Raw genomic sequence first — 24,096 nt, 5'->3', positions numbered from 1 at the left:
TAACGGGGGCTTGCTCATAGGGGCTGATTCGCGTAAAAATGTGAACCGCCCTTGAGGTCACTCACTTCATCCACCTGCCGGAATCTACGTTTCAATACTATGTTTCAGGATAACCCGCTGCTCGCACAGCTTAAACAGCAACTGCATTCCCAGACTCCACGCGTTGAAGGCGTCGTAAAAGGGACCGACAAAGGCTTTGGCTTCTTGGAAGTTGACGCTCAGAAAAGCTATTTCATTCCGCCTCCGTACATGAAAAAAGTCATGCACGGTGACCGCGTTCTGGCTGCTGTTCACACTGAGAAAGATCGTGAAGTCGTTGAGCCGGAAGAGTTGGTTGAACCTTTTCTGACTCGCTTCGTTGGTCGTGTGCAGAAAAAAGACGGTGACAACCGACTGTCCATTATTCCTGATCATCCGTTACTCAAAGATGCCATCCCCTGCAGGGCTGACAACTCGGTGACGCATGAATTTAAGCAAGGCGACTGGGTCGTTGCTGAAATGAATCGCCATCCACTGAAAGGCGATCGTACCTTCTTTGCCAACATCACCACCTACATCACCGACGGTGGCGATGATTTCGCGCCGTGGTGGGTGACTCTCGCGCGCCACGGTCTGGATCGCAGTGCGCCTGAATGGTCTGGCAGCGAAATGCACGAAGAAGGTTTACAGCGCGAAGACCTCACCGCACTGCCGTTCGTCACCATCGATAGCGCCAGCACGGAAGATATGGATGATGCGCTGTATGTGCAGGAGACTGAAGATGGTTCTCTGGCGCTAACGATCGCTATCGCCGATCCAACGGCTTATGTCGAGCAAGGTTCCGAGCTGGACAAAATCGCTCAGGTACGTGCATTTACCACTTACCTGCCCGGCTTTAATATCCCGATGTTACCGCGCGATCTGTCAGATGACCTGTGCTCATTGCGCGCCAACGAACGTCGTCCAGCGTTGCTGTGCCGTGTAACCGTAGCGCAAGACGGTGCGATCTCTGACGATATCCGCTTCTTTGCTGGCTGGATTGAGTCTAAAGCGAAACTGGTCTATGACGAAGTTTCAGACTATCTGGAAGGCGTTGGTAGCTGGAAACCCGAGAACGCGCAGATTGAGCAGCAGGTGCGTTTGCTGCATCGTTTAGCTGACTCGCGCTCAAACTGGCGCCAACAGCACGCATTGGTATTTAAAGACCGCCCTGATTATCGCTTTGTTTTAGGTGAAAAAGGCAGCGTGGTAGATATCATTGCCGAGCATCGCCGCGTAGCAAACCGCATCGTTGAAGAGTGCATGATAACCGCCAACGTTTGTGCAGCTATCGTACTGCGCGATCGCTTGGGCTTCGGTGTCTATAATACCCATTCTGGTTTCGACCCAGCGCTGGTTGAACAAGCCGTGAGCATTTTGCAAGCCAACGATGTGGCGGCTAATGCCGAAGCATTGCTCACGTTGCAAGGCTTCTGTGAGCTGCGTCGCCATCTGGATTCGCTGCCGACGACGTTCCTTGATAGCCGTGTGCGTCGTTTCCAGACTTTTGCCGAAATCAGCACTGAGCCTGGCCCGCACTATGGCCTAGGTTTGGAGGCATACGCGACCTGGACCTCGCCAATTCGTAAATACGGTGACATGGTCAATCATCGCTTGCTGAAAGCATTAATAGCCGACAAACCGGCTCAGCGCCCCGATGAATCTATCACGGTGCAAATGGCAGAACGCCGCCGCTTGAACCGTATGGCCGAGCGTGACGTCGGGGATTGGTTATATGCACGTTTCCTGAAAGACAAAGTTGATCCAGCAATTCACTTCAATGCTGAAATCATCGACATCTCTCGTGGCGGAATGCGAGTTCGTCTGGTTGATAATGGTGCGATAGCCTTTATCCCATCGTCCTTCATTCATGCTGTCCGTGACGAGTTGGTGTGCAGTCAAGAGACTGGCAGCCTACAGATTAAAGGCGAAACCGTATATCAAACCGGTGATAACCTGCAGGTCTATCTGACAGAAGTTCGTATGGAAACCCGTAGCATTATTGCTAAACCTGTAGCGTAATGTGACTGTCCGCCCAATCCTCAGTGTGCAGGATTGGGCGGAATATATTCCTCAATTTTTATCCATTCTTATTAATCCCTATCCGGTGCAAATTCTAAGCTAACGCAGTGCTCGCTGCTCAACAATCCAGCTCTCTACACGGCTTCAGCGTCTATTGAGTCCCCGTTCTCGCGCGAGGTTGATGACGAGATTATTCCTATCAGCCCTCAATTATTGACTGTTAAGCAAAAGTGTTGTGATTCATATCACCTATTTTATGAAAATAAAGAGTGTGATAATTGCTTCAGCCACTAACGAATTTATCGAATAACAACACGGCGTCCATTTTTCACGGCGTCGCTTGAGGAGTTGCATTATGAGCAAGATTTTCCTAATCAATGGTATGAAAGCTTTCGGCCACTCTAAGGGGCAATTGAATACCACGCTGCATGAAGTTGCCAAAGAAACGCTATCTGCATTGGGTCATGAACTGCGTGAAACCACTATCGATCACGGTTATGAAGTAGAACAAGAAATTGAAAATTATCTGTGGGCCGACGTGGTGATTTATCAGATGCCGGGATGGTGGATGGGTGAGCCGTGGATCGTTAAAAAATACATCGATGAAGTCTTCACTGAAGGCCACGGCCGCTTGTATGCCAGCGATGGTCGCACCCGTTCTGATGCCAACAAAAAATATGGTTCAGGCGGTTTAATTCAGGGCAAGCAACATATGTTGTCTCTGACCTGGAACGCACCACAGGAAGCATTTGACGATCCGGACCAGTTCTTCCACGGTCAAGGGGTTGACGGTTTGTACATGCATTTCCACAAAGCCAATGAATTCTTGGGTATGACCCGCCTGCCAACGTTCCTGTGCACCGACGTTATTAAGAATCCAAACGTTGAACACAATATCGCTTGTTACCGCGATCATTTAGCGACCGTTTTCGGTCAAAAATAAGGCATCGCCATGATTACCGTTATAGCTGAAATCAAAGTTCGATCCGGCCATCTCGATGAGATCGTCAAGCGTTTCCAAGCCTTGCAAGCTGAAGTGTTAGCTGAAGAGGGTTGCTATCAGTACGCACCGTTGACTGACACGCTGCCAGCCATTGAGCCGCAAACCTTAGCACCAGATACCATTTTTATGCTTGAGCGTTGGGGATCTCATGCGCACTTAGATGCACACCTGAAAACGGCACATATGGTTCGCCACCATAAAGAAACGCAGGATCAGGTTGAATCCGTGACCCTGCGTATTTTGACCGATCGCTCAGCGATCTCTACCCAAAAATAATTCGAGTTGCATTGACGCGGCAAGCGTTCGCTCGTGAGCCCCAAGGAGGGGAAACATAACGAACGCAGCCAGCAAAATGCAGTTTGAACTATTTTGGGTATAACGATTTATTGCCGCTGTGTCTGTTTATTTTAGCCGCTGATTTTCAGCGGCTTTTTTATTGCTAGCCTTTGGCTTTCAACGCGGTCAACTCAGCAATGCGCATAATAACCGAAACCGCTTTTTCCATGCCTTCGAGCGTGATGAACTCATGTTTGCCATGGAAATTATAGCCACCGGTAAACAGATTCGGGCAAGGCAGGCCGCGGAATGAAAGCTGAGCACCATCAGTACCGCCACGAATCGGGCACATAATTGGCTCAATGCCAACATCGTGCATCGCCTGCTGCGCTAGCTCAATGATATGTGGATGTTTTGCCACTTCATCACGCATGTTGTAGTAACTGTCATCCAACGTCACTTCAATATAACAGTCACGATGTAGGCCTTTGCCCACTTTTTTGGCAATATCCATGATGGTTTTCTTACGTGCTTCAAAACCCTCACGGCTGAAATCACGCACGATGTAATGCATTTCGGCTTTCTCTACCGTGCCTTTCATCGAAGCCAAATGATAGAAACCTTCATAGCCTTCGGTATTTTCAGGCGTTTGTTCTGGGGGTAATTCGTTATGGATACGTGCCGCCAGCGACAATGCATTCACCATCACGCCTTTTGCTGTTCCCGGATGTACGTTGTTACCCACGATCTTGATAGTCACCGACGCGGCATTGAAATTCTCACACTCCAATTCTCCCACACCGCCGCCATCCACGGTGTATGCCCACTCCGCGTCAAAGGCCTCTACATCGAAAAACTGTGCGCCCTTACCCACTTCTTCATCCGGCGTAAATGCGATACGGATATCGCCATGAGGTACGTTATTGTGTTTAAGACGTAGCATCGCCGTTACGATTTCTGCAATCCCCGCTTTATCATCAGCCCCCAGCAACGTTTTACCATCGGTGGTGATCAGCGTCTGGCCAAGCAATTGGTGCAATACAGGGAACATCACAGGCGACAGCACTTCGTCACCAATGCCCAACGCAATATCTCCGCCGCGATAGTTTTCAACGATTTGTGGATTAACATTTTTGCCACTGGCGTCGGGGGCAGTATCTAAATGGGAGATAAAACCGATCGTCGGCGCTTTCCAGCTAACGTTAGAGGGCAGTGTTGCCATCACACACCCGTGATCGCTTAAGGTAACCTGCTCAAAGCCTAATTCGACTAATTCTGCTTTCAGCGCCCGTGCTAGCTTCATCTGGCCATCGGTACTCGGAACCTGACGAACGCCGGATTTTGACTGTGTGTCGAAAGAAACATAATTAAAAAAACGATCGAGTAAGTTATTCATAAAAGTGTCTCGCAATAATTCATTATTCGTCACAGTCCGCATCATTCTTGCTGCAGGAGGGCAAAGAAGGAAGGACAAGTGCCGCGTAGGATAAATAATCGACTAGTGGGCGAGCCAAACAACGTCAAGCGTGGACTTTTGCAAGGCGATTGCACTGTAAACCCCTAAATAATTCGAGTTGCAGGAAGGCGGCAAGTGAGTGAACCCGATGAGCTTACTCTTGTAAGTAATCCGGGTGAACGAGCGCAGCCAACGCACATGCAGCTTGAAGTATGACGGGTATACATCTCATTATGGCGAAATACCCTTTGCCCTCATCATAGGTTTTACATTATGCGGAGGCGACAAAACTGAAATATTGCGTCAGGTCATTTTTAGCTGAAGTTAAACAAAGTAAAGAAAGTAATACTGAATAAAAATAGCCGTTTCACAGGATTTTTGCCCCATTCTCGGCAAATTAGTGCATCATGGTGGCTGTAAGGCGGGAAAATCAGGATTTATTAGCGGGCTGGCTTTTAATTGTAGTTCACACAGTCTATCATTCGCGCCTTAATTTTTGATTGGCGCCGCTGGTTTTGAGCTGTCTGACTCATTGATTTAGCTTGAGTCTACCTGCTCTTACCTTTCAGCGATGAAAGGGATAACAGTCTTTTCAGCGGCGGTTCTATCTGCAATACACACCGGGATAGAGTAGCAAATAAATGACTGAGATATCCTCTCTAGGTTCTAACGCAGCACCACAACCTGTTGTCCGTTTGACAGGTATCCGCAAGTCTTTCGATGATAAAGATATCATCACTGACCTTGACCTCACGATTAATCATGGCGAGTTCTTGACCATTCTCGGCCCTTCTGGCTGCGGAAAAACCACCGTTTTGCGTCTTATTGCCGGTTTGGAAGACGTTGATGACGGCCGGGTGATTCTGGACGGTGAAGATATCACTCACCTTCCCGCTGAACAGCGACACGTCAACACCGTATTTCAAAGTTATGCGTTGTTTCCGCATATGACCGTGCTCGACAACGTCGCCTTTGGCCTACGTATGCAAAAAAGACCCGAGGCAGAAATTAAGCCGCGCGCTTTGGAAGCGTTACGCATGGTTCAGTTGGAAGAGTTTGCCCAGCGTCGTCCTCATCAGCTCTCTGGCGGTCAGCAACAGCGCGTCGCCATTGCACGCGCGGTGGTGAATAAGCCAAGGGTACTCCTGCTGGATGAGTCACTTTCCGCGTTGGATTACAAGCTACGTAAGCAGATGCAGAACGAGCTTAAAGCGTTACAGCGTAAGCTGGGGATTACTTTTATCTTTGTCACGCACGATCAGGAAGAAGCACTGACGATGTCCGACCGTATCGTGGTGATGCGCGACGGTAAAATCGAGCAGGATGGTACGCCACGTGAGATTTACGAAGAGCCGAAAAACCTGTTTGTCGCCAGCTTCATCGGTGAAATCAACATATTCGATGCGGAAGTGCTGCACCGCGTCGATGAGCATCGTGTGAGAGCGAATGTTGAAGGTCGCGAGTGCAATATTTATGTGGATGCGGCAATGGAAGTCAGCCCAGGCGATAAACTGAACGTGCTACTACGACCTGAAGACGTGCGCGTTGAAGAAATACATCACGGTCAGCACGTCGATGGCATCATCGGCTATGTCCGCGAGCGTAACTATAAAGGTATGACGCTGGAATCAACCGTCGAACTGGAAAACGGCAAGATGGTGCTGGTCAGCGAGTTCTTTAATGAAGACGATCCTGATGTGGATCATTCACTGAATCAAAAAATGGCCGTGACTTGGGTCGAAAGCTGGGAGGTGGTGCTGGCTGATGAAGAAGTCGCGTAAGTATTTCCAGAATGTGGTGATCACCGGCGTGGTCGCTTGGCTGGTGCTATTCGTCTTTATGCCGAATTTGATGATTATCGCCACCAGCTTCCTAACGCGTGATGACGCTCATCTGGTCAAGATGGTGTTCTCTCTCGATAACTACACGCGTTTATTTGATCCGCTGTATGCCGAAGTGTTGTTGCACTCGCTTAATATGGCCGTCATCGCCACGCTATGTTGTTTGGTGATCGGGTATCCTTTTGCCTTTATTCTTGCACGCCTACCTGAGAGAGTACGCCCTCTTCTGCTGTTTTTGCTGATTGTTCCATTCTGGACAAATTCACTCATACGTATTTATGGCCTGAAATTATTTCTCAGCACCCGTGGTTATCTGAACGAGTTTCTTTTGTGGACCGGAATTATCGATACGCCTTTACGGATAATGTATACACCAGAAGCGGTTATTCTGGGGCTGATTTATATCCTATTGCCGTTTATGGTGATGCCGCTCTATTCCAGTATTGAGAAACTCGATAAATCAGTGCTGGAGGCCGCGCGTGATTTGGGGGCTAATAAGCTACAAACCTTTATTCGTATTATTATCCCATTAACCATGCCGGGGATTGTTGCAGGCTCATTGCTGGTCATGCTGCCATCATTGGGACTGTTCTACGTCTCTGACCTGCTTGGCGGTGCAAAGAACCTCCTGATTGGCAATGTGATAAAAAGCCAGTTCCTAAATATCCGCGACTGGCCCTTCGGCGCGGCGACCAGCATATGTTTAACACTGGTGATGGGGATTCTGCTGTATATCTATTATCGCGTCGGGAAATTAATGAATAAAAAGGTGGAACTGGAATGATCGGACGCCTGCTACGCGGTGGATTTATGTCCATCGTCTATGCCTATTTATATATCCCTATTATTATTCTGATCGCTAACTCGTTTAATAGCTCTCGTTTTGGCATCAATTGGAAGGGATTCACCTTCGATTGGTACAGCACGTTGATGAACAATGACAGCTTGCTTCAGGCTGCAGGCCATTCGATCACGATGGCGGTGCTTTCTGCCACCTTTGCTACGCTGATCGGTTCACTGACCGCCGTAGCGCTGTTCCGGTATCACTTCCGCGGCAAACCTTTTGTCAGCGGAATGCTATTTGTTGTCATGATGTCACCGGATATTGTGATGGCGATTTCGTTGCTGGTGCTGTTCATGTTACTGGGTGTCTCTTTAGGCTTCTGGTCACTGCTGTTCTCGCATATCACCTTCTGCCTGCCCTTTGTCGTCGTTACCGTATATTCACGCCTAAAGGGATTTGACGTGCGTATGTTGGAGGCGGCTAAAGATCTTGGCGCTAGCGAATTCATTATTCTGCGCAAAATTCTTTTGCCGCTCGCCATGCCTGCTGTAGCGGCTGGCTGGTTGCTGAGCTTCACACTATCGATGGATGATGTGGTTGTTTCCTCATTTGTGACCGGCCCAAGCTATGAAATTTTGCCCTTGAAAATCTACTCAATGGTGAAAGTGGGTGTCTCTCCTGAGGTCAACGCGCTGGCAACCATCCTGCTGGTATTATCGCTGGTTCTGGTACTGGGGAGTCAGTTCATATTGCGCGACAGAACGGCATCCAAGCCGCTTTAATTAAGAATACTGATTCAACATGAAAGGCGCCTAGAGCGCCTTTTTTGCATTCCTGTGCTAGCTTTAGTGCAAGACAACTCGGTTTAGATTGTTCATTACACCATCGGTTGTGACTCAAAACTGTTTTAGCTCAATGCATTGTCGTTAACCTATTTGCAAATGTGATACATGTCTCAATTTGTCATATAATTCCCACCCAAGGATTTTCAATATCAAACGACAGCGTGCCGTGAGGGAACATAGCTAAATGCTGATGTTAACGGGGCTAAAATGGCGTCTTCTAAAAAAATCGGGCTGATAGCGTGTACCGGTATCGTCGCAGGTAACATGATGGGGAGCGGTATCGCCCTCCTACCTGCGAACCTCGCCAAAATTGGTTCTATCGCTCTCTTCGGATGGTTTATTACATTGATCGGTGCCATGTCATTGGCATATGTGTTTGCACGTTTAACCACGCGCGATCCACAGGTTGGCGGACCTATCGCCTATGCTGGCCGTTTAGGTCCCGCATTTGGCTTCCAAACCGCCGTGCTTTACTACCATGCAAACTGGATAGGTAATCTCGCCGACTGTCTTGCCGGCGTGGCCTATCTTTCTGTCTTCTTCCCCGCGCTTAATCAGCCGATTCCTGCCGGGATTGCCAGTATCGTCATTATCTGGATTATGGCGTTGGTGAACATGATGGGAGGCAACTGGGTGAGTCGCCTAACCACACTGGGGCTGATCCTCGTCCTCGTTCCCGTCATTGGTACCGCCGTCGCTGGCTGGCATTGGTTCGACCCTGCACTGTATCAGGCGAACTGGAATACCTCCGGCCAAACGGACAGCAAAGCGATTATGCACAGCATTCTGATTTGCCTATGGGCGTTTGTTGGCGTGGAATCCGCGGCCGTCAGCTCGGGTCTGGTGAAAAACCCGCAGCGTACTGTTCCTATCGCAACCATGCTGGGCACCGCATTAGCTGGGATTGTATATATTCTGGCAACACAGGTCATGAGCGGAATGTTCCCTGCTGATGTGATGTCAAAAACCGGTGCGCCTTTCGCCGCAAGTACCTCCATGATGATTGGCTCATGGGCTGCCCCAGTGGTATCGGCCTTTACCGCATTTGCCTGTTTGGCAGCGCTGGGCTCTTGGATGATGTTGGTCGGACAGGCGGGTGTCCGCGCCGCGCGTGATGGCAACTTCCCTAAAATATACGGCGAGGTAGATAGCCACGGCGTGCCACGTAAAGGCATCATCCTCTCTGCAATCAAAATGACGTTGTTGATGGCATTCATGACCTTCATGAGTGCAAAAGGCAGCAACTCTTCCGATATTTTTGGCGAGCTTATCGGCATCGCGGTTCTGCTGACCATGTTGCCGTATTTCTACTCCTGCGTAGCGTTAATTCGTATGGAAGGCGCGTCGCTGAAAAATATCGTCAGCGTTATGGCGGCAACATTAGGCTGTGTTTTCTGCTTCGTCGCATTGTCAGGAGCAGAAAATATTAAGCTGACGGCAACCTTTATTATCAGTTTAAGCATTTTGATGTTCTATGCCCGCAAACAAGGGGAACATGAGAAAGCGTATGCCATCCAACAAAAGCAAAACCCACCGCCTGACGATCGGCTAGGGTAACGTGGTATCTCTCTGCCACCAATGCATCTCATTGGTGGCAGAAACCCATTGATTTTCCGCGCCCTGCAAAACCTAAACCATCCCCTTGCTTTACCCCACGCGCCCCCGCTCCTATAATGGCCGCCCTGATGGTACAACTCCCGCGAAAACATGTGTTCTTGTCGAAGTGTTCCATGCAGGACCCATAGAGATTTTCTCTTTATTTCGACCTTCACTATAGGGATACGCTGAATGAAAAAGTGGTCACCTCTGGTAGCCGCAGGTTTGTTGGCTTTGGGAGTTAATGCCGCAATCGCTGCCGATGCGCCGAAAACGGAAAATGACAATAATACTGTCTATTTCTATAACTGGACTGAATATGTGCCGCCGGGACTGTTAGAGCAGTTCACCAAGGAAACCGGCATCAAGGTGATTTATTCCACCTACGAGTCCAATGAAACCATGTATGCCAAACTGAAGACGTATAAAAGTGGCGCATACGATCTGGTGGTTCCTTCCACTTATTTTGTTTCCAAAATGAGTAAAGAAGGCATGCTGCAAAAGATCGACAAAACTAAGCTAAGCAACTTCCATAATCTGGACCCGAATCTGCTGCACAAGCCTTTCGACCCAGAGAATGACTACTCCATTCCCTACATCTGGGGTGCAACCGCGATTGGCGTTAACTCGGATGCCATCGATCCTAAAAGCGTCACCCGTTGGGCTGACCTATGGAAGCCAGAATATAAAGGTAGCCTACTGCTCACCGACGATGCTCGCGAAGTTTTCCAAATGGCGCTGCTGAAACTGGGATACTCAGGCAACACCACTGACCCGAAACAGATCGAAGCGGCTTATGAAGAGCTGAAAAAGCTGATGCCAAACGTATTGGCTTTCAACTCTGATAACCCTGCCAATCCTTACATGGAAGGCGAGGTCAATCTGGGGATGGTCTGGAATGGCTCGGCATACGTTGCACGCGAAGCCGGTACGCCGCTAGAGGTGGTTTGGCCGAAAGAAGGCGGGATTTTCTGGATGGACAGCCTATCTATTCCCGCTAACGCGAAGAATCCTGAAGGTGCCTTGAAGCTGATTAACTTCCTGCTTCGCCCTGATATTGCGGTACAGGTTGCCAAAACTATCGGCTATCCAACACCGAACTTAGCGGCTCAGAAAATGCTCCCAGCATCCATCTCTGGCGATAAATCACTCTACCCTGATGCTGAAACCATCGCTCATGGTGAGTGGCAAAACGACGTGGGTAGCGCCAGCGAAATTTATGAGAACTACTTCCAGAAGCTGAAGGCAGGCCGCTAAAGCGTCCTCATCACTTTTAGTCCCCTGTCCATCATAAAGCGGGCTCAGTCGTTCTGGCTGAGCCCGCTTTTTTTAATTTATTTTTCTAAGCCAACTATTTTCAGCCATCTCGCTTTCAGTTAAGCGATAGTCACCTTCTTATCTAAATACACGTCCTGCACCGCATTGATTAACGCGACGCCATCCTTCATCGATTTTTTGAACGCTTTGCGTCCCAAAATCAGCCCCATGCCACCGGCACGTTTATTGATCACCGCGGTTCGCACCGATTCTTGAATGTCATTTTCACCAGCAGCACCGCCGGAGTTAATTAAACCGGCACGCCCCATATAGCAATTCGCCAACTGATAGCGCACCAAATCGATTGGATGGTCGGAGGTGAGTTTGGTATACACTCGCTCATCGGTATAGCCAAATTTAACGGCTTTATAGCCACCGTTATTTTCGGCCATTTTTTGCTTCACAATATCGGCCCCAATCGTTGCGGCCAAATGGTTAGCCTGCCCAGTTAAATCGGCGCTAGAGTGGTAATCTACGCCATCTTTAACAAATGCTGGATTTCTCAGGTAAGCCCATAGCACCGTAACCATGCCCAACTCATGCGCACGTTCAAAAGCCGCTGAGATCTCTTCAATTTGGCGGCGTGACTCTGCTGAACCAAAATAAATCGTTGCCCCTACGGCCTGAGCACCCAGATTGAATGCCTGTTCTACGCTGGCATATAGAGTCTGATCATACTGCGTTGGATAGCTTAACGTTTCGTTGTGGTTCAGTTTGACCAAGAAAGGAATTTTATGTGCATAGCGACGCGAAACCGCGGCTAATACACCATAGGTTGACGCCACGCAGTTACAGCCCGCCTGAATAGCCAACTCGACAATATTCTTTGGATCGAAATAGAGCGGGTTAGCTGCAAAGGAAGCCCCAGCAGAATGCTCTACGCCCTGATCGACAGGTAGGATAGAAAGATAACCAGTCCCCGCTAGGCGCCCCGTGTTATACAGATTTTGCATGGCCGCTAGCACTCGCGGCGAACGGTTATTGTCGATCATCACACGATCAACAAAATCGGCACCGGGAAGATAGAGCTGGTCTGATGGGATAGTCGTACAGCGATGTTCGAGCAGGGAATTGGCTTCTTTACCTAATAATTTAGCGATATCAGTCATAACTAACTCCGTCTTGGCTCTGGGCATCAACTCAGAGCAATGAGTAAAATTATCTATCACTTACTTAACAACAAGACTCTCAAGATGCGCGTATCCGTCCAAGCGGGCTAAAACGCTCTGTCATAATCATAAGCCGCCAGCGTGTGAAGCGCCGACACAGACATCTCGTGATAGCCAAAGAATTACAGCGTAGCCCTCTTGGCTTGAGATGATATTCACCATAGCAAATTAATCCAGCTCACTTTTAGGCCAACATGCTTAAACTATTCACCAGACCAAAGGATGAGATAAAAAAAGCTTCAGCAGAATGCTGAAGCTGGAAGTGAAATGCTTAAATTCTCATCGGCCTTAAGATACCGTTTTAAATGCCCGAATTTTTTGCAGATGCTGCGACAGGCTTTTAAATTTGTGCGTCTGCTGCTCGTCCCATACAATTTCATAGAAAGGCTGCAAGTACTCTGCGCTGCGCTGGCTATTTAGCACTTCATCATGACGTGAAAGCACCGTCAAACAGCGCTCGCGATTCTTTTCACGAAAGTTCTCCACGCACTTGGTCGCAATATCTAAATACTCTTCAGGCCGATCAATCTTACCCATCATATTTTCTTGCGGGAACAGATTCGGGTTAAACATCACCTGACGAATACCGCATAAATAACCAATTCGCTCTGCCCAGAAACCGCCAAGGCCTACGCCGCAAATCAGCGCATGAGCATCGCCAGCCTGCTGCACAACTTTATCCACCTCTTTCAGCAAATGCTGCATATCGTGGCGCGGGTGTCGAGTACTGTAGCTAATCAAACGCACATCGGGATCGATGAACTGCAACTGCATCACTTTTTCGTGATTACCTGGACTGGTGGAATCAAAACCGTGAAGATAAATAATCATGTTCTCACTGCTCCCAAACAGCGGCTAACGTCGTAGCCGCCTTGCGTTATTGTGATTTAAGCGCCGGTATTTATGCTTTGCTGTCCACCCAACGCTGATGAAGCTGCTCTAATTCTTGATGCGCCGCTTTCCAGCGCGGTGAAGCCATCAGTTCTTCACGCGTTAATTTACCATTATGATACAGCGAGCTAACACGCTCTGCGGTGATCGGTGCCAAATTATCCAACACGCTGACGGCCCCCTCGCGGTGATTGCACACTAAAATCATGTCACAGCCCGCGTCTAGCGAAGCCTGACCACGCTCTGCGTAGCTCCCCATGACAGCAGCACCTTCCATCGACAAATCATCAGAGAAGATCACGCCATTAAAGCCTAGCTGTTGGCGTAATACCTGCTTTAACCAGTATGGAGAACCACTTGCCGGGCGCGCATCGGCCTGCGGATAAATCACATGAGCGGGCATTACGGCGTCCAGTTTACCGCGCGAATTCAGTTGGTTAAAAATAACCATATCATGATTAATGATTTCTTCCAGCGGACGAGGGTCAATTGGCGTTTCTTTATGCGAATCGGCGGTCACTGCACCGTGACCGGGGAAATGTTTGCCGGTGGTTTTCATGCCAGCTTCATGCATACCATCAATAAAACTTTCCGCCATACGCACTGCGATTTCTGGCTTTTCATGGAACGATCGTTCGCCAATCGCCGCGCTGCCGTGGCCTAAATCCAGCACCGGCGCAAAGCTGATATCAATATCCATGGCAATCATTTCGCAAGCCATAAGCCATCCCGCTTCTTGGGCTAACCTACGCCCTTCGGCATCGCTATTTAAAGCCGCAAAAGACTGAGCCGCCGGTAAACGGGTGAACCCCTCACGGAAACGCTGAACGCGGCCGCCCTCCTGATCGACGGCAATCACTAAGTGATTACGCGATGCAGCGCGGATTTGGCGTACCAGCTCACGAAGCTGTTGCGCATCATGGAAATTGCGGGTGAATAGAATTAATCCCCCGACCAGCGGATGCTGCAAAATCTCACGCTCTTCGGCATCCAACTCATAGGCTGCCACATCCAACATTACTGGACCCACAAGGAATCTCCTTATCAATTTAACTTTGCGGCGCGCATTAACGCCTTCGCTATTTTGTCACGTGCGGCTTTACTGGCTAGCGTCCTGCTTCTCTCTGAGCGAGCAACTGGGATAGCAACAGATTGGCGGCCTCACGAAATGAATTCTGTTTTGATTGCTGCCAGCGCACTTCATACCATAACCACGCCATATAATCGACGCGGGGCAACCAGCATTGAACATGTTGTTGCAATTTTTCTATGTCTGCGTAACCACCTGCCCGCACATACAAATCGGTAAAATAGTGCTGTTGCGGTTCCGCCCAGCCGAAACTACGATACATCGCTGCCAGATCCAAAGCGATATCACCTACCGCGGCATATTCCCAATCGATAAGGCGCAGCCCACTGGATGTTTGAATAATATTTCCCGGATGGATATCCATATGCAGTAGTGCGAATTTAAGCGGCGTAGGTAACGCACGCGACTGCCAATATTGATGAATGCTTAGCGTTTGCGGAGTGAACCAGTGAGGCGAACTTAACTGATAATAACGCTGGCAATGACGGTGAAAATCGCGTGCTTGGCCCGTTGGTTTAAGGCGATGTAACGCCACTATTTTTTCTGCTAACGCTGGCAGATGAGAAAAGTAATTGATATCAGTGAGTGCTTGGCCGTGAATCCATTCGGTAATCAGCCAGCCGGCGTCAATGCCTAAGCACTGTGGCGCAATAGCGGCATCAGCGGCTAACCTCAGCGCATGGGATTCACGCTTGCGATTGATACCTAGCTGTGTTTTTTGTTGCGTTTGTGGACGCAGTAGATAGGCATGGCCCTCGGGCGTTGAAACTTTCCAGTTAATACCGGTCAGCCCTTCGACTTGAGATATTTGCCACTCTAGTGGGTCAACCAACGAAAAACGGCGGGCCAGAACGGCCCGCACGGAAGTCAATGATGATTCAAACACGTTCGACATAGGATCAACGAGTCACGGCCCCATTACCCGACCAGATGATTTCACCGGTTTGGACCAACATCAGCTGCATCGCTATCTTGGGTGATTGTACATCGCCGTCTATCGCGCTATACAGCACATACTGTGCATTAACGATACGCGCCAGACCAATCGCCTTACGGCGTGAACCTAAACTATCTTCTGCGGATAACCCTAACGACTGTTTAGCGCTAGTCACTTGGTTAGCCGGAACCAACGTGAATTTATTGCCCTGCTGCAGCGCCTTTTTCAACTCCGCGGTCGCATTGGATACCTGAATACTACCGTTAGTTTGGTTTTGTACGTTATCGACTAACAATACGCTACCCGCAGCCACATCTGGTGAGCTCAGCATCTGATTAATCAGCGGCGTTAAGCTCCCGCTCCAGTTAAAACTCTGCACCTTCGGCGGGGTTGGTACGGTGGTGACCGGTGGCTGTTCTACCGGCGTAGTGGGCGCGGTGACCGGAGGCTGGGTTTGTGTCGGTTGCGCCGGCTCGGTCGTTGTTTCACTGCCCTGCTTCGTCGTGATTTGACAGCCCGCCAGCAGCAACGCCGCAAACGTCACAGATAAAAGCTTTTTCATCATCCCTCTCCCATGAGGTATTGGCTAAATTTATAAATAGAGATAGAGACGAACCTGTTTTGCACGGGTATTGGCACTGGTCGATTCCAGACGTACATTCTGCCCTGGTTTTAACGTGATGGTGCGCGGCGGCTCGTGGGGGAAAATATCCAGTCCCTTCACATCATACCAATAGAAACGGTAGTTAAGCGTAATCGGCTTTTGTTCCTGCCCATAGTTCACATTGGCATACGCAACTGGGTAGAGATCTCCCGAAGAAACCGTTGGATTGTCCGCCGTGATGCCTGCAGTCAGCACAGAGGGATCCATCACGACCCGCTGTCCATCGCTCACTGCAATATGACTCGGCGCGCTACAGCCAGCCAAAAGTGCCAACGGTAAGAACGCCGCCAGAGCAAAACCAGTGAATGAAACGCGCATAACGATGAACTCCGGTTAAAGACATTGTGTTATAGCAAAACAGGAACGCTAAAGGTTAGCGTGCAAGCAACGGTCCTAATGCACGACCACCCAGCAGATGCATATGGATGTGGTAAACCTCTTGCCCCGCATGACGATTACAGTTGATGATCAGGCGGTAACCATCTTCAGAAATCCCTTCCTGTTGTGCAATTTTCGCCGCCACGGTGATCATGCGCCCCAGCGCAGCTTCGTGCTCTGGCTTAACGTCGTTAACCGTAGGGATCAACTGATTGGGGATAATGAGGATATGGCTTGGTGCCTGCGGAGAGATATCTCGGAATGCAGTGACTAAATCGTCCTGATACACGATATCAGAAGGGATCTCACGACGAATAATTTTGCTGAAAATAGTTTCTTCTGCCATGACGAATATCCTTAAAGAATCAATAGAGATAAAAATCTAGTGCTTGCAGTATGAGTAGAGCGCGCTCGGCTTTCAAGCCTGAGTAGGAGACAAATCATCAAGTGCGGGAAAATCAGCCGATAATAGTACAGTTAACGCCAACGTTTAAAAGAAGAAGGCGCAGCTCTGAATGAACTACGCCCTCTGGTTTGAGCTCTTGAAGCGCTTTTAGAGCGGATCAACTTTCAAACATGATACCGCATGCCGGAAGCTACCTTCCATCAACGGGCGCGTCAACGCACATTCGGGCCCCGCAATCGGGCAACGAGTGCGGAAAATACAGCCTGACGGCGGATTAATGGGAGAAGGTAATTCCCCTTCCAGCAGCTGGATTTTTTTGTTGCGCTCCAGATCAGGATCGGGAACAGGTACTGCCGACATCAGCGCTTTCGTATAAGGATGCTGAGGATTGTGGTACACCTCATCATACGTTCCCAACTCAACGGCATGCCCTAAATACATCACCAAAACGCGGTCTGAGATATGTTTCACCACGGCTAAATCATGAGCAATGAAGATCAGGGAAAGCCCCATTTCACGTTGCAATTGCTGCAATAAATTGACGACCTGTGCCTGAATCGACACATCAAGTGCAGAAACGGGTTCGTCACAGATGATAAGCTTAGGTTCAAGGATTAACGCGCGCGCAATCCCGATACGTTGGCATTGGCCGCCGGAAAACTCATGTGGGTATCGGTTAATTAAGTTAGGTAATAGCCCGACTTTCATCATCATATTTCTGACGCGATCTTTCACTTCCTGACGCGACATTTTCGGATGATAGGTTTTCAGTGGCTCGGCGATAATTTCACCAATGGTCATTCGCGGATTTAGCGACGCCAACGGATCTTGGAAAATCATCTGGATATCATTACGCACTTCGTGCCAGTGCTTAGCATCCATCCCTAGCAAATCTTTGCCCAGCCATGCAACGCGTCCATCAGTAGCTTTGACCAAACCAATGAGCGCGCGCGCAAAGGTCGATTTACCACAGCCAGACTCACCTACCACGCCCAAAGTTTCCCCTTCGTACAAACGTAAGGTGACACCATCGACGGCTTTCAGGGTTTTTGCGGGCTGCCAGAACCATGCCTTATTATCTTTAACGTCAAAGTGCACTTTCAGATCGGTCACTTCGAGCAATACTTTTTTATTTTCGCTGCTCTGACTCATGCCAATTCCTCCACCGTTCTAAAGCAGGCTCGCAGGCGTCCTTCACCAAAACTTTCCAACGGCGGCATCTGCATGCACTGCTCAGTCGCATGTGGGCAGCGCGGTTGGAATGGACAGCCTTTCGGCAAACGCAGCAGATTAGGCGGATTGCCTGGGATCGTTAACAAAGATTCGTTTTCGCCATCCAAACGAGGAACCGCATTGAGTAAGCCAATCGAATAAGGATGGCTTGGCGCATAGAATACGTCACGCGCTTGACCATATTCCATGGTTCGCCCCGCATACATCACCAGCACTTTGTCACAAATACCGGCGACAACACCGAGATCGTGAGTAATCATAATAATCGCTGTGTTAAATTCGCTTTTCAGCTCATTAAGCAACGTCATGATTTGCGCCTGAACCGTCACATCCAGCGCCGTCGTTGGTTCATCGGCAATCAGCAGCTTAGGCCTGCACAGTAACGCCATCGCTATCATTACGCGCTGGCGCATACCACCTGAAAACTCATGCGGAAACATACGCATACGCTTACGCGCTTCTGGCATTTTAACCGCGTCCAACATCCGAACCGACTCTTCAAACGCCTGCGCTTTGCTCATGCCTTTGTGTAGCATCAGCACTTCCATCAGTTGCTCCCCTACCCGCATATAAGGGTTGAGTGACGTCATCGGATCTTGAAAGATCATCGCTATTTCTTCGGCGCGCAGTTTGTTGAGCTGTTTCTCAGGTAAGTTGAGGATCTCGCGCCCGTTGAACAATGCAGAACCACCGATGCGGCCGTTTTGTGCCAACAGCCCCATAAGCGCAAACGCAGTTTGGGATTTGCCAGAGCCAGACTCTCCAACGATGCCGAGGGTTTCACCCGCGCGCAGCGAGAAGTTTAAGTCGTTTACCGCCGTCACATCGCCGTCATTCGTCGAGAACGTCACACGAAGATCTTTTACCGCGAGCAGTCGCTCAGCGCTTTTATCTGTTGTCATCATCGTAGAACTCCTTAACGGTCTTTCGGGTCGAGGGCATCACGCAGACCGTCGCCGATAAAGTTGAAACAGAACAGCGTCACGACCAAAAACGCAGCCGGATACATCAGCAGCCATGGCGACACTTCCATCGAATTCGCACCGTCGCTTAACAGCGCTCCCCAGCTGCTTAGCGGCTCCTGCGTGCCCAATCCTAAGAAACTTAGGAAGGATTCAAACAGGATCATGCTTGGCACTAACAGCGATGCGTAAACGACTACCACGCCCAGCACGTTGGGAACGATATGACGAGTCACTATTTTTCGCGTAGAAACACCGCCCACCAGCGCCGCTTCAATAAACTCTTTGCGTTTCAGGCTTAGCGTTTGGCCACGTACGATACGTGCCATATCCAGCCATGACACCATACCGATCGCGACAAAGATCAGCAGGATATTTTGTCCAAAGAAGGTCACCAGCAGGATCACGAAGAACATAAATGGAAAGGAGTTGAGAATTTCCAGCAGACGCATCATCACAGAATCGGTTTTACCCCCGATATACCCTGCCATGGCACCGTATAAAGTCCCTACGACAACGGCAACCAATGCCGCAGCGATACCGACCATCAGAGAGATGCGGCCACCAATGGCCACGCGCACCAACAAGTCTCGTCCTGAGGAATCTGTACCAAAGTAGTGCCCAGACACCATATCCGGCGCTGCTGACATCATTCCCCAGTCGGTATCGTCATAGGCAAACTGCGACAGCATCGGTGCAAAAACAACGAACAGCGCGATCAAACCAAGGACGAACAGACTAGCCAGCGCCGCACGGTTATGCACAAAACGACGGCGCGCATCTTGCCATAGGCTACGGCCTTCCACTTCGAGCTGTTCGCCGAAGTTTTCGACTACCTGCGCATTTTTTTTATTCAGTAACATATGCGATCTCCCGAATCAGTAGCGAATTTTCGGATCGATGACGGCATAAAGCACATCGACAATCGCGTTAAACAGAATGGTCAGCGCGCCAACCAAAATAGTGAGGCTTAATACCAAGGAATAGTCGCGGTTCAACGCACCGTTAACAAACAGTTGACCAATTCCCGGTAAGCCATAAATAGTTTCAATCACCATTGAGCCGGTAATAATACCGACGAAGGCTGGGCCTAAATAAGAGAGCACCGGCAGCAGAGCCGGTTTTAGCGCATGACGTAAAATGATGCGGCGCATTGGCAAGCCTTTAGCGCGCGCGGTACGAATAAAGTTGGAGTGCAGGATTTCGATCATTGATCCCCGCGTAATACGCGCAATGCTGGCAATATAAGCCAGTGAGAGTGCCACCATCGGCAGGATCATGAATTTAAGCGCCCCACCATTCCAGCCACCGCCCGGTAACCACTTTAACTGAATAGCAAAAATTAATACCAGTAACGGCGCTACGACAAAACTCGGTATCACCACACCGGTCATGGCGACCCCCATCACAGCGTAGTCCCATTTGCTATTTTGTTTAAGCGCAGCCAATACCCCAGCCGTTACGCCTAAAACCACCGCCAAGATAAATGCGGCAAAACCTAATTTGGCAGACACGGGAAACGAAGCACTGACTAAATCGTTTACCGAATAATCTTTATATTTAAAGGAAGGTCCAAAGTCACCGTGGCCTAATTGCACCAGATAATGGCCGTACTGTTTCCAGATAGGGTCATTTAAATGATATTTAGCTTCGATATTTGCCAAAACTTCGGGTGGCAGTGCACGCTCGCCGGTAAACGGACTCCCTGGTGCCAAACGCATCATAAAGAAGGAGATGGTGATCAGGATGAAAAGTGTCGGTATTGCTTCAAGCAAACGACGAAAGATAAATTTTAACATTGCCCTAGCCCTGCGCTTCAGCCTTGAGGCTGATTATATTTTTGAACAGTGGCGAAGTTTCCCCCGCCACGACGGCATCTATTCCCGTCATACTTCACGTTGTTGGTGTCAGCTGCTCGCACTTATCCCAGCCACTTACCTTAGTATGGAAATAAGCTCTCTTGCCGCCTACCCACAACGCGAATTATTTTGGGTAATACCTATTATCAACGCCGTAGGAGTATTACTACGACGTTGATGCAGCGAGTATTTTAGTGCTCAATAATGTACAGGTTTTTGTCGTAAACGTTATCTTGCGGGTCTTTGCCGGTATAACCACCCACGTAAGGTTTCACCAGACGCGCATTCACGTAATAGAACACAGGGACGATAACGGAGTCTTTATCTAGCTGCTGTTCGGCTTGCTGATAGACGCCCGCGCGAGCTTCTTTGCTGTTGGTTTGCAGTGCCCCAGCCATAATTTTGTCGAAAGCTGCGCTCTTATAGTGCGGCGTGTTACTGCTACTGTCAGACAGCATCATGTTTAAGAAGGAGCTAGGCTCGTTGTAGTCAGCACACCAAGCAGCACGAGAAACATCGTAGGTGCCCTGATGACGGGTATCGAGGAAGGTCTTCCACTCTTGGTTTTCTAACTTAACGTTAACACCCAAATTCTTTTTCCAAATCGATGCTGCGGCAATAGCCAACTTTTTATGCAGATCGGAAGTGTTGTATAGCAGATTAAACGTTAATGGTTTATCTGGGCCATAACCAGCTTCAGCCAATAGTTTTTTAGCTTCTTCATTACGTTTTTCCTGTGACCAGCCGAACCATTCAGGCGGCGTCAACTTAGCCCCGTCGGTATACGGCGGTGTAAAGCCATAGGCGGGCAGGTCGCCCTGATTTTTGACTTTATTAACGATAATGTCGCGATCCAAACCTAATTTTAGCGCTTCACGCACGCGCTCATCATTAAACGGTGGTTTCTGGTTATTAATCTCGTAGTAATAGGTACACAAATACGGATCGGCTTTAACTTCGTTCGGGATCTCTTTTTTCAACTTCTGAAACAGCTCAATCGGCATGTTGTTATAGGTGAGGTCGATTTCGCCGGTACGGTAGCGGTTAACGTCGGTCACTTCAGACGCAATCGGCAGGAAGGTAACTTTATTAATCACCGTTTTCTCGTTATCCCAATATTCGGGGTTACGTTCCAAAACAATACGTTCGTTGACCACCCAATCTTTTAATTTATAAGCGCCGTTGCTAACGTAATTTTCAGGCAGCGTCCATTTGTCGCCAAATTTCTCAACGGCCTCTTTATTCACCGGCTTCATCGCATAGTGGGAAGTCATCTCAGCCAAATACGGCACCGGTTCAGTTAACGTCACTTGGAAAGTCTTATCGTCCAGAGCCTTAACGCCCAGCGTCGATTTGTCTTTTTTTCCCGCGATGATATCGTCTACGTTCTCAACGTGTGCATATTGCAAATAGCTCGCGTAAGGTGACGCCGTTTTAGGATCGACAATACGCTGCCAGCTATACACAAAGTCCTCAGCAGTCACTGGCTTACCATTAGACCATTTAGCATCTGGGCGAATGTGGAAGGTCCAAACTTTGAAATCTTTGTTGTCCCAACTTGCCGCTGTGCCTGGAATCGTTTTACCCTGAGTATCGTGCTGAGTCAGGCCTTCCATTAAGTCATTAGTAACGTTGTTCTCTGGTACACCTTCAATTTTATGCGGATCGAGAGATTGAACTTCCGAGCCATTGTTTTTGACTAACTCTTGCTTGGCCGCGAGTTTCACGCCAGCCGGTACGTCGGCAGCTTGAACCTGTGCCGCAGTGAACATACCGAGTGCAGCCATAACGCTTACGGTTAATAACTTCTTTTTGATGTGTTTGCTCATTGTATACCCACTCCCCATTTATAGAATGCTCATCAGAGCACGCCAACTGTTGTTATTCCCCTTGGTGTTGAGAACGACATCGCAGATTCAGTCACCGCGTTATTGCCGTTCAAAAAACCTGGGTTGAGATTTATCTCCATATCAGCAAGGAACGAATTTGTTGATACGGAATGTGGTAGTAAAAAGACCTCTTTCTTTTATACCGAGAACGCAAGGTCAGCACGTTCTCTGGATGATCATGAATTAATCTGCAACTCACGCCATTCTCATCGCAATAAAGATGGCAGCAGAATGTTTTATCATCGGCCTAAAGCACAGTGATTAAGCCCAAAAGCTAACAGATGGTTAAAATCACTGCGAATTATTTTTATTAAAATGTTACGCAATTCTCTAAATTTTATTTTTGGCCTCTCAACAGACTGCACCGGAGGGATCAAAAGATCAATGTTAACTCGCTGATATAACATAATATCTTTTTATCATGCGCAGAGATAAACCGAATCATTCAGGCTTGGTGTTACTTATGAAGTAATACATCGTTTAATGAATAAATGTAAGAATATTCAACCACACATGATCCTATGAGCGTTTTATACACGCACTCTTTGGTAGATATGACAGAATGTTATGATGTGATTTTTTGCACAAAAAATGTGCATATTGACTCATTGAGTGATCGTAAGAATGAGGCGAAACTATTGAAATTCAGCAGATTTATGATTTGAAAAAGTGATTGGTAATATTTTTATCTATGAGCTTTCTTAGATAAAAAAACCGCCATTGGCGTAGCCAGCAGCGGTTTTATAAAACGTCAATGGTGATGCGCTTATAGCAATCCGGGGAAAATAGAACGCAGGCCGGTGACGATAAACTCAATCCCTAACGCCATTAATAGCAGACCCATAATTCGCGTGATAACGTTAATTCCCGTTTGGCCTAAAAGGCGGACGAGTAAGGGTGCTGCTCGAAATAACAACCAACAGCAAAAGGCAAAAACGATGATTGCGGCAGAAAAGCCAAGCAAGTTCTGCCATCCGTGATAACGAGAGCTCCAAACAATCGTTGAGCTGATCGCCCCCGGCCCCGCCATTAGCGGCAGCGCCAGCGGTACCACGCCAACGTTTTCTCGGATCGCAGTTTCTGATTTTTCTTGCTTGTTCTGCTTATCCTCACCCAGCTTGCCGCTAATCATGGACATTGCAATGGTTACGACCAAGATCCCACCCGCAATTCGGAAAGAATCGATCGAGATACCAAAGAACATCAGTATCGAGTCGCCCAGTAATAGAGAGGAGATAAGAATGATGGCAACTGACATGTTGGCTGTCAGATTGGTTTTATTACGTGCAGCAACAGCCTGATAGCTCGTCATGCTGATAAACACGGGCAAAATACCCACCGGGTTCACCAGCGCAAAGAGCCCGACAAAAAACTTAATATAACCAGATAAATCCAGCAAAGACTGGCTCACCATACTCTCCAAAAACCATGTTAAATAACGCTTCTGTCATTCAAGACAT

At 48.7% G+C, this 24,096-nt stretch carries 22 protein-coding genes; 8 read left to right on the top strand and 14 right to left on the bottom strand.

What is annotated here, in order from left to right; genetic code table 11:
- The first annotated feature begins 99 nt into the window (after positions 1-99).
- The 3 genes from M988_RS08415 to M988_RS08405 all read left to right on the top strand — a co-directional run bounded on the left by M988_RS08415 (position 100) and on the right by M988_RS08405 (position 3,319).
- Positions 100-2,040 carry an exoribonuclease II gene (locus tag M988_RS08415; protein WP_064573651.1) on the top strand — a complete coding sequence of 647 codons (1,941 nt, stop codon included), beginning with the start codon at positions 100-102 and terminating at the stop codon, positions 2,038-2,040.
- Between the two features lie 355 nt (positions 2,041-2,395).
- Entirely contained in the window at positions 2,396-2,983 is a 588-nt protein-coding gene (locus M988_RS08410; RefSeq protein ID WP_008813708.1) for an NAD(P)H-dependent oxidoreductase, read from the top strand.
- Between the two features lie 9 nt (positions 2,984-2,992).
- On the top strand, positions 2,993-3,319 hold the full coding sequence (locus M988_RS08405; protein ID WP_008813709.1) for a putative quinol monooxygenase: 327 nt from the start codon (positions 2,993-2,995) through the stop codon (positions 3,317-3,319).
- A gap of 163 nt (positions 3,320-3,482) precedes the next feature.
- Here the strand turns inward: M988_RS08405 and pepT are convergent, their stop codons facing one another.
- Positions 3,483-4,715, bottom strand: a complete 1,233-nt coding sequence (gene pepT / locus M988_RS08400) for a peptidase T (RefSeq protein WP_008813710.1) — start codon at positions 4,713-4,715, stop codon at positions 3,483-3,485.
- A 701-nt stretch (positions 4,716-5,416) separates the two neighbouring features.
- On the opposite strand from pepT, the gene potA reads away from it, so the two are divergent.
- The 5 genes from potA to potD all read left to right on the top strand — a co-directional run bounded on the left by potA (position 5,417) and on the right by potD (position 11,098).
- Entirely contained in the window at positions 5,417-6,556 is a 1,140-nt protein-coding gene (gene potA / locus M988_RS08395) for a spermidine/putrescine ABC transporter ATP-binding protein PotA (protein ID WP_008813711.1), read from the top strand.
- Positions 6,540-7,400: a spermidine/putrescine ABC transporter permease PotB gene (gene potB, locus M988_RS08390; RefSeq protein ID WP_004093110.1), complete on the top strand. Its 861-nt coding sequence runs from the start codon at positions 6,540-6,542 to the stop codon at positions 7,398-7,400. The genes potA and potB overlap by 17 nt, the downstream gene beginning before the upstream one ends.
- Positions 7,397-8,182 (top strand): spermidine/putrescine ABC transporter permease PotC, encoded by a 786-nt coding sequence (gene potC, locus M988_RS08385; RefSeq protein ID WP_008813712.1) that lies wholly within the window; start codon positions 7,397-7,399, stop codon positions 8,180-8,182. Before potB ends, potC begins: the two co-directional genes overlap by 4 nt.
- 270 nt (positions 8,183-8,452) lie before the next feature.
- Complete coding sequence (gene cadB / locus M988_RS08380) at positions 8,453-9,802, top strand: cadaverine/lysine antiporter (RefSeq protein WP_064573650.1); 1,350 nt, start codon at positions 8,453-8,455, stop codon at positions 9,800-9,802.
- A gap of 231 nt (positions 9,803-10,033) precedes the next feature.
- On the top strand, positions 10,034-11,098 hold the full coding sequence (gene potD, locus M988_RS08375; RefSeq protein ID WP_008813714.1) for a spermidine/putrescine ABC transporter substrate-binding protein PotD: 1,065 nt from the start codon (positions 10,034-10,036) through the stop codon (positions 11,096-11,098).
- Between the two features lie 119 nt (positions 11,099-11,217).
- On the opposite strand, the gene fbaB is transcribed toward potD, so the two are convergent.
- From fbaB to M988_RS08310, 13 genes are all read right to left on the bottom strand, one after another.
- Positions 11,218-12,267: a class I fructose-bisphosphate aldolase gene (fbaB, locus tag M988_RS08370; protein ID WP_064573648.1), complete on the bottom strand. Its 1,050-nt coding sequence runs from the start codon at positions 12,265-12,267 to the stop codon at positions 11,218-11,220.
- A gap of 348 nt (positions 12,268-12,615) precedes the next feature.
- Positions 12,616-13,158 (bottom strand): alpha/beta hydrolase YcfP, encoded by a 543-nt coding sequence (gene ycfP / locus M988_RS08365; RefSeq protein WP_039186451.1) that lies wholly within the window; start codon positions 13,156-13,158, stop codon positions 12,616-12,618.
- Positions 13,159-13,228: 70 nt separating this feature from the next.
- Positions 13,229-14,248, bottom strand: coding sequence for a beta-N-acetylhexosaminidase (nagZ, locus tag M988_RS08360; protein WP_008813717.1), 1,020 nt, complete (start codon positions 14,246-14,248; stop codon positions 13,229-13,231).
- Positions 14,249-14,324: 76 nt separating this feature from the next.
- Positions 14,325-15,203, bottom strand: a complete 879-nt coding sequence (locus M988_RS08355; protein ID WP_064573646.1) for a phosphotransferase — start codon at positions 15,201-15,203, stop codon at positions 14,325-14,327.
- A 4-nt stretch (positions 15,204-15,207) separates the two neighbouring features.
- The gene (gene lpoB / locus M988_RS08350) at positions 15,208-15,807 is read right to left on the bottom strand and encodes a penicillin-binding protein activator LpoB (protein ID WP_020303716.1); all 600 of its coding nucleotides are present in this window, start codon (positions 15,805-15,807) and stop codon (positions 15,208-15,210) included.
- Positions 15,808-15,837: 30 nt separating this feature from the next.
- A complete protein-coding gene (locus tag M988_RS08345; RefSeq protein ID WP_039186442.1) occupies positions 15,838-16,227 on the bottom strand; it encodes a YcfL family putative periplasmic lipoprotein in 390 nt (129 codons plus the stop codon).
- Between the two features lie 55 nt (positions 16,228-16,282).
- Positions 16,283-16,633, bottom strand: a complete 351-nt coding sequence (hinT, locus tag M988_RS08340) for a purine nucleoside phosphoramidase (RefSeq protein WP_004093085.1) — start codon at positions 16,631-16,633, stop codon at positions 16,283-16,285.
- Between the two features lie 207 nt (positions 16,634-16,840).
- On the bottom strand, positions 16,841-17,845 hold the full coding sequence (gene oppF / locus M988_RS08335; protein WP_004093083.1) for a murein tripeptide/oligopeptide ABC transporter ATP binding protein OppF: 1,005 nt from the start codon (positions 17,843-17,845) through the stop codon (positions 16,841-16,843).
- Complete coding sequence (gene oppD / locus M988_RS08330) at positions 17,842-18,831, bottom strand: ABC transporter ATP-binding protein (protein WP_004093081.1); 990 nt, start codon at positions 18,829-18,831, stop codon at positions 17,842-17,844. The genes oppF and oppD overlap by 4 nt, the downstream gene beginning before the upstream one ends.
- A gap of 11 nt (positions 18,832-18,842) precedes the next feature.
- Entirely contained in the window at positions 18,843-19,751 is a 909-nt protein-coding gene (oppC, locus tag M988_RS08325; protein ID WP_008813721.1) for an oligopeptide ABC transporter permease OppC, read from the bottom strand.
- Positions 19,752-19,766: 15 nt separating this feature from the next.
- Positions 19,767-20,687, bottom strand: coding sequence for an oligopeptide ABC transporter permease OppB (gene oppB / locus M988_RS08320; RefSeq protein ID WP_064573644.1), 921 nt, complete (start codon positions 20,685-20,687; stop codon positions 19,767-19,769).
- A 251-nt stretch (positions 20,688-20,938) separates the two neighbouring features.
- The gene (gene oppA / locus M988_RS08315) at positions 20,939-22,576 is read right to left on the bottom strand and encodes an oligopeptide ABC transporter substrate-binding protein OppA (RefSeq protein WP_064573642.1); all 1,638 of its coding nucleotides are present in this window, start codon (positions 22,574-22,576) and stop codon (positions 20,939-20,941) included.
- 826 nt (positions 22,577-23,402) lie between these two features.
- The gene (locus M988_RS08310) at positions 23,403-24,047 is read right to left on the bottom strand and encodes a YchE family NAAT transporter (protein WP_020303715.1); all 645 of its coding nucleotides are present in this window, start codon (positions 24,045-24,047) and stop codon (positions 23,403-23,405) included.
- Positions 24,048-24,096 lie beyond the last annotated feature (49 nt).

It is taken from the genome of Hafnia paralvei ATCC 29927, assembly GCF_001655005.1.
Taxonomy (GTDB): Bacteria; Pseudomonadota; Gammaproteobacteria; order Enterobacterales; family Enterobacteriaceae; genus Hafnia; species Hafnia paralvei.
Note: the sequence above shows the minus strand (reverse complement) of the source record. Positions and strands in the feature narration are given on the sequence as shown.

What these genes read in the sequence shown, in the direction of transcription:
- potB (WP_004093110.1), top strand. Translation starts at nt 6,540, where the DNA reads ATGAAGAAGTCGCGTAAGTATTTCCAGAATGTGGTGATCACCGGCGTG.
- M988_RS08405 (WP_008813709.1), top strand. Translation starts at nt 2,993, where the DNA reads ATGATTACCGTTATAGCTGAAATCAAAGTTCGATCCGGCCATCTCGAT.
- potA (WP_008813711.1), top strand. Translation starts at nt 5,417, where the DNA reads ATGACTGAGATATCCTCTCTAGGTTCTAACGCAGCACCACAACCTGTT.
- M988_RS08345 (WP_039186442.1), bottom strand. Translation starts at nt 16,227, where the DNA reads ATGCGCGTTTCATTCACTGGTTTTGCTCTGGCGGCGTTCTTACCGTTG.
- M988_RS08415 (WP_064573651.1), top strand. Translation starts at nt 100, where the DNA reads ATGTTTCAGGATAACCCGCTGCTCGCACAGCTTAAACAGCAACTGCAT.
- M988_RS08355 (WP_064573646.1), bottom strand. Translation starts at nt 15,203, where the DNA reads ATGTCGAACGTGTTTGAATCATCATTGACTTCCGTGCGGGCCGTTCTG.
- oppB (WP_064573644.1), bottom strand. Translation starts at nt 20,687, where the DNA reads ATGTTAAAATTTATCTTTCGTCGTTTGCTTGAAGCAATACCGACACTT.
- fbaB (WP_064573648.1), bottom strand. Translation starts at nt 12,267, where the DNA reads ATGACTGATATCGCTAAATTATTAGGTAAAGAAGCCAATTCCCTGCTC.
- potC (WP_008813712.1), top strand. Translation starts at nt 7,397, where the DNA reads ATGATCGGACGCCTGCTACGCGGTGGATTTATGTCCATCGTCTATGCC.
- pepT (WP_008813710.1), bottom strand. Translation starts at nt 4,715, where the DNA reads ATGAATAACTTACTCGATCGTTTTTTTAATTATGTTTCTTTCGACACA.
- oppA (WP_064573642.1), bottom strand. Translation starts at nt 22,576, where the DNA reads ATGAGCAAACACATCAAAAAGAAGTTATTAACCGTAAGCGTTATGGCT.
- ycfP (WP_039186451.1), bottom strand. Translation starts at nt 13,158, where the DNA reads ATGATTATTTATCTTCACGGTTTTGATTCCACCAGTCCAGGTAATCAC.
- oppF (WP_004093083.1), bottom strand. Translation starts at nt 17,845, where the DNA reads ATGAGTCAGAGCAGCGAAAATAAAAAAGTATTGCTCGAAGTGACCGAT.
- lpoB (WP_020303716.1), bottom strand. Translation starts at nt 15,807, where the DNA reads ATGAAAAAGCTTTTATCTGTGACGTTTGCGGCGTTGCTGCTGGCGGGC.
- hinT (WP_004093085.1), bottom strand. Translation starts at nt 16,633, where the DNA reads ATGGCAGAAGAAACTATTTTCAGCAAAATTATTCGTCGTGAGATCCCT.
- M988_RS08410 (WP_008813708.1), top strand. Translation starts at nt 2,396, where the DNA reads ATGAGCAAGATTTTCCTAATCAATGGTATGAAAGCTTTCGGCCACTCT.
- potD (WP_008813714.1), top strand. Translation starts at nt 10,034, where the DNA reads ATGAAAAAGTGGTCACCTCTGGTAGCCGCAGGTTTGTTGGCTTTGGGA.
- oppD (WP_004093081.1), bottom strand. Translation starts at nt 18,831, where the DNA reads ATGATGACAACAGATAAAAGCGCTGAGCGACTGCTCGCGGTAAAAGAT.
- oppC (WP_008813721.1), bottom strand. Translation starts at nt 19,751, where the DNA reads ATGTTACTGAATAAAAAAAATGCGCAGGTAGTCGAAAACTTCGGCGAA.
- cadB (WP_064573650.1), top strand. Translation starts at nt 8,453, where the DNA reads ATGGCGTCTTCTAAAAAAATCGGGCTGATAGCGTGTACCGGTATCGTC.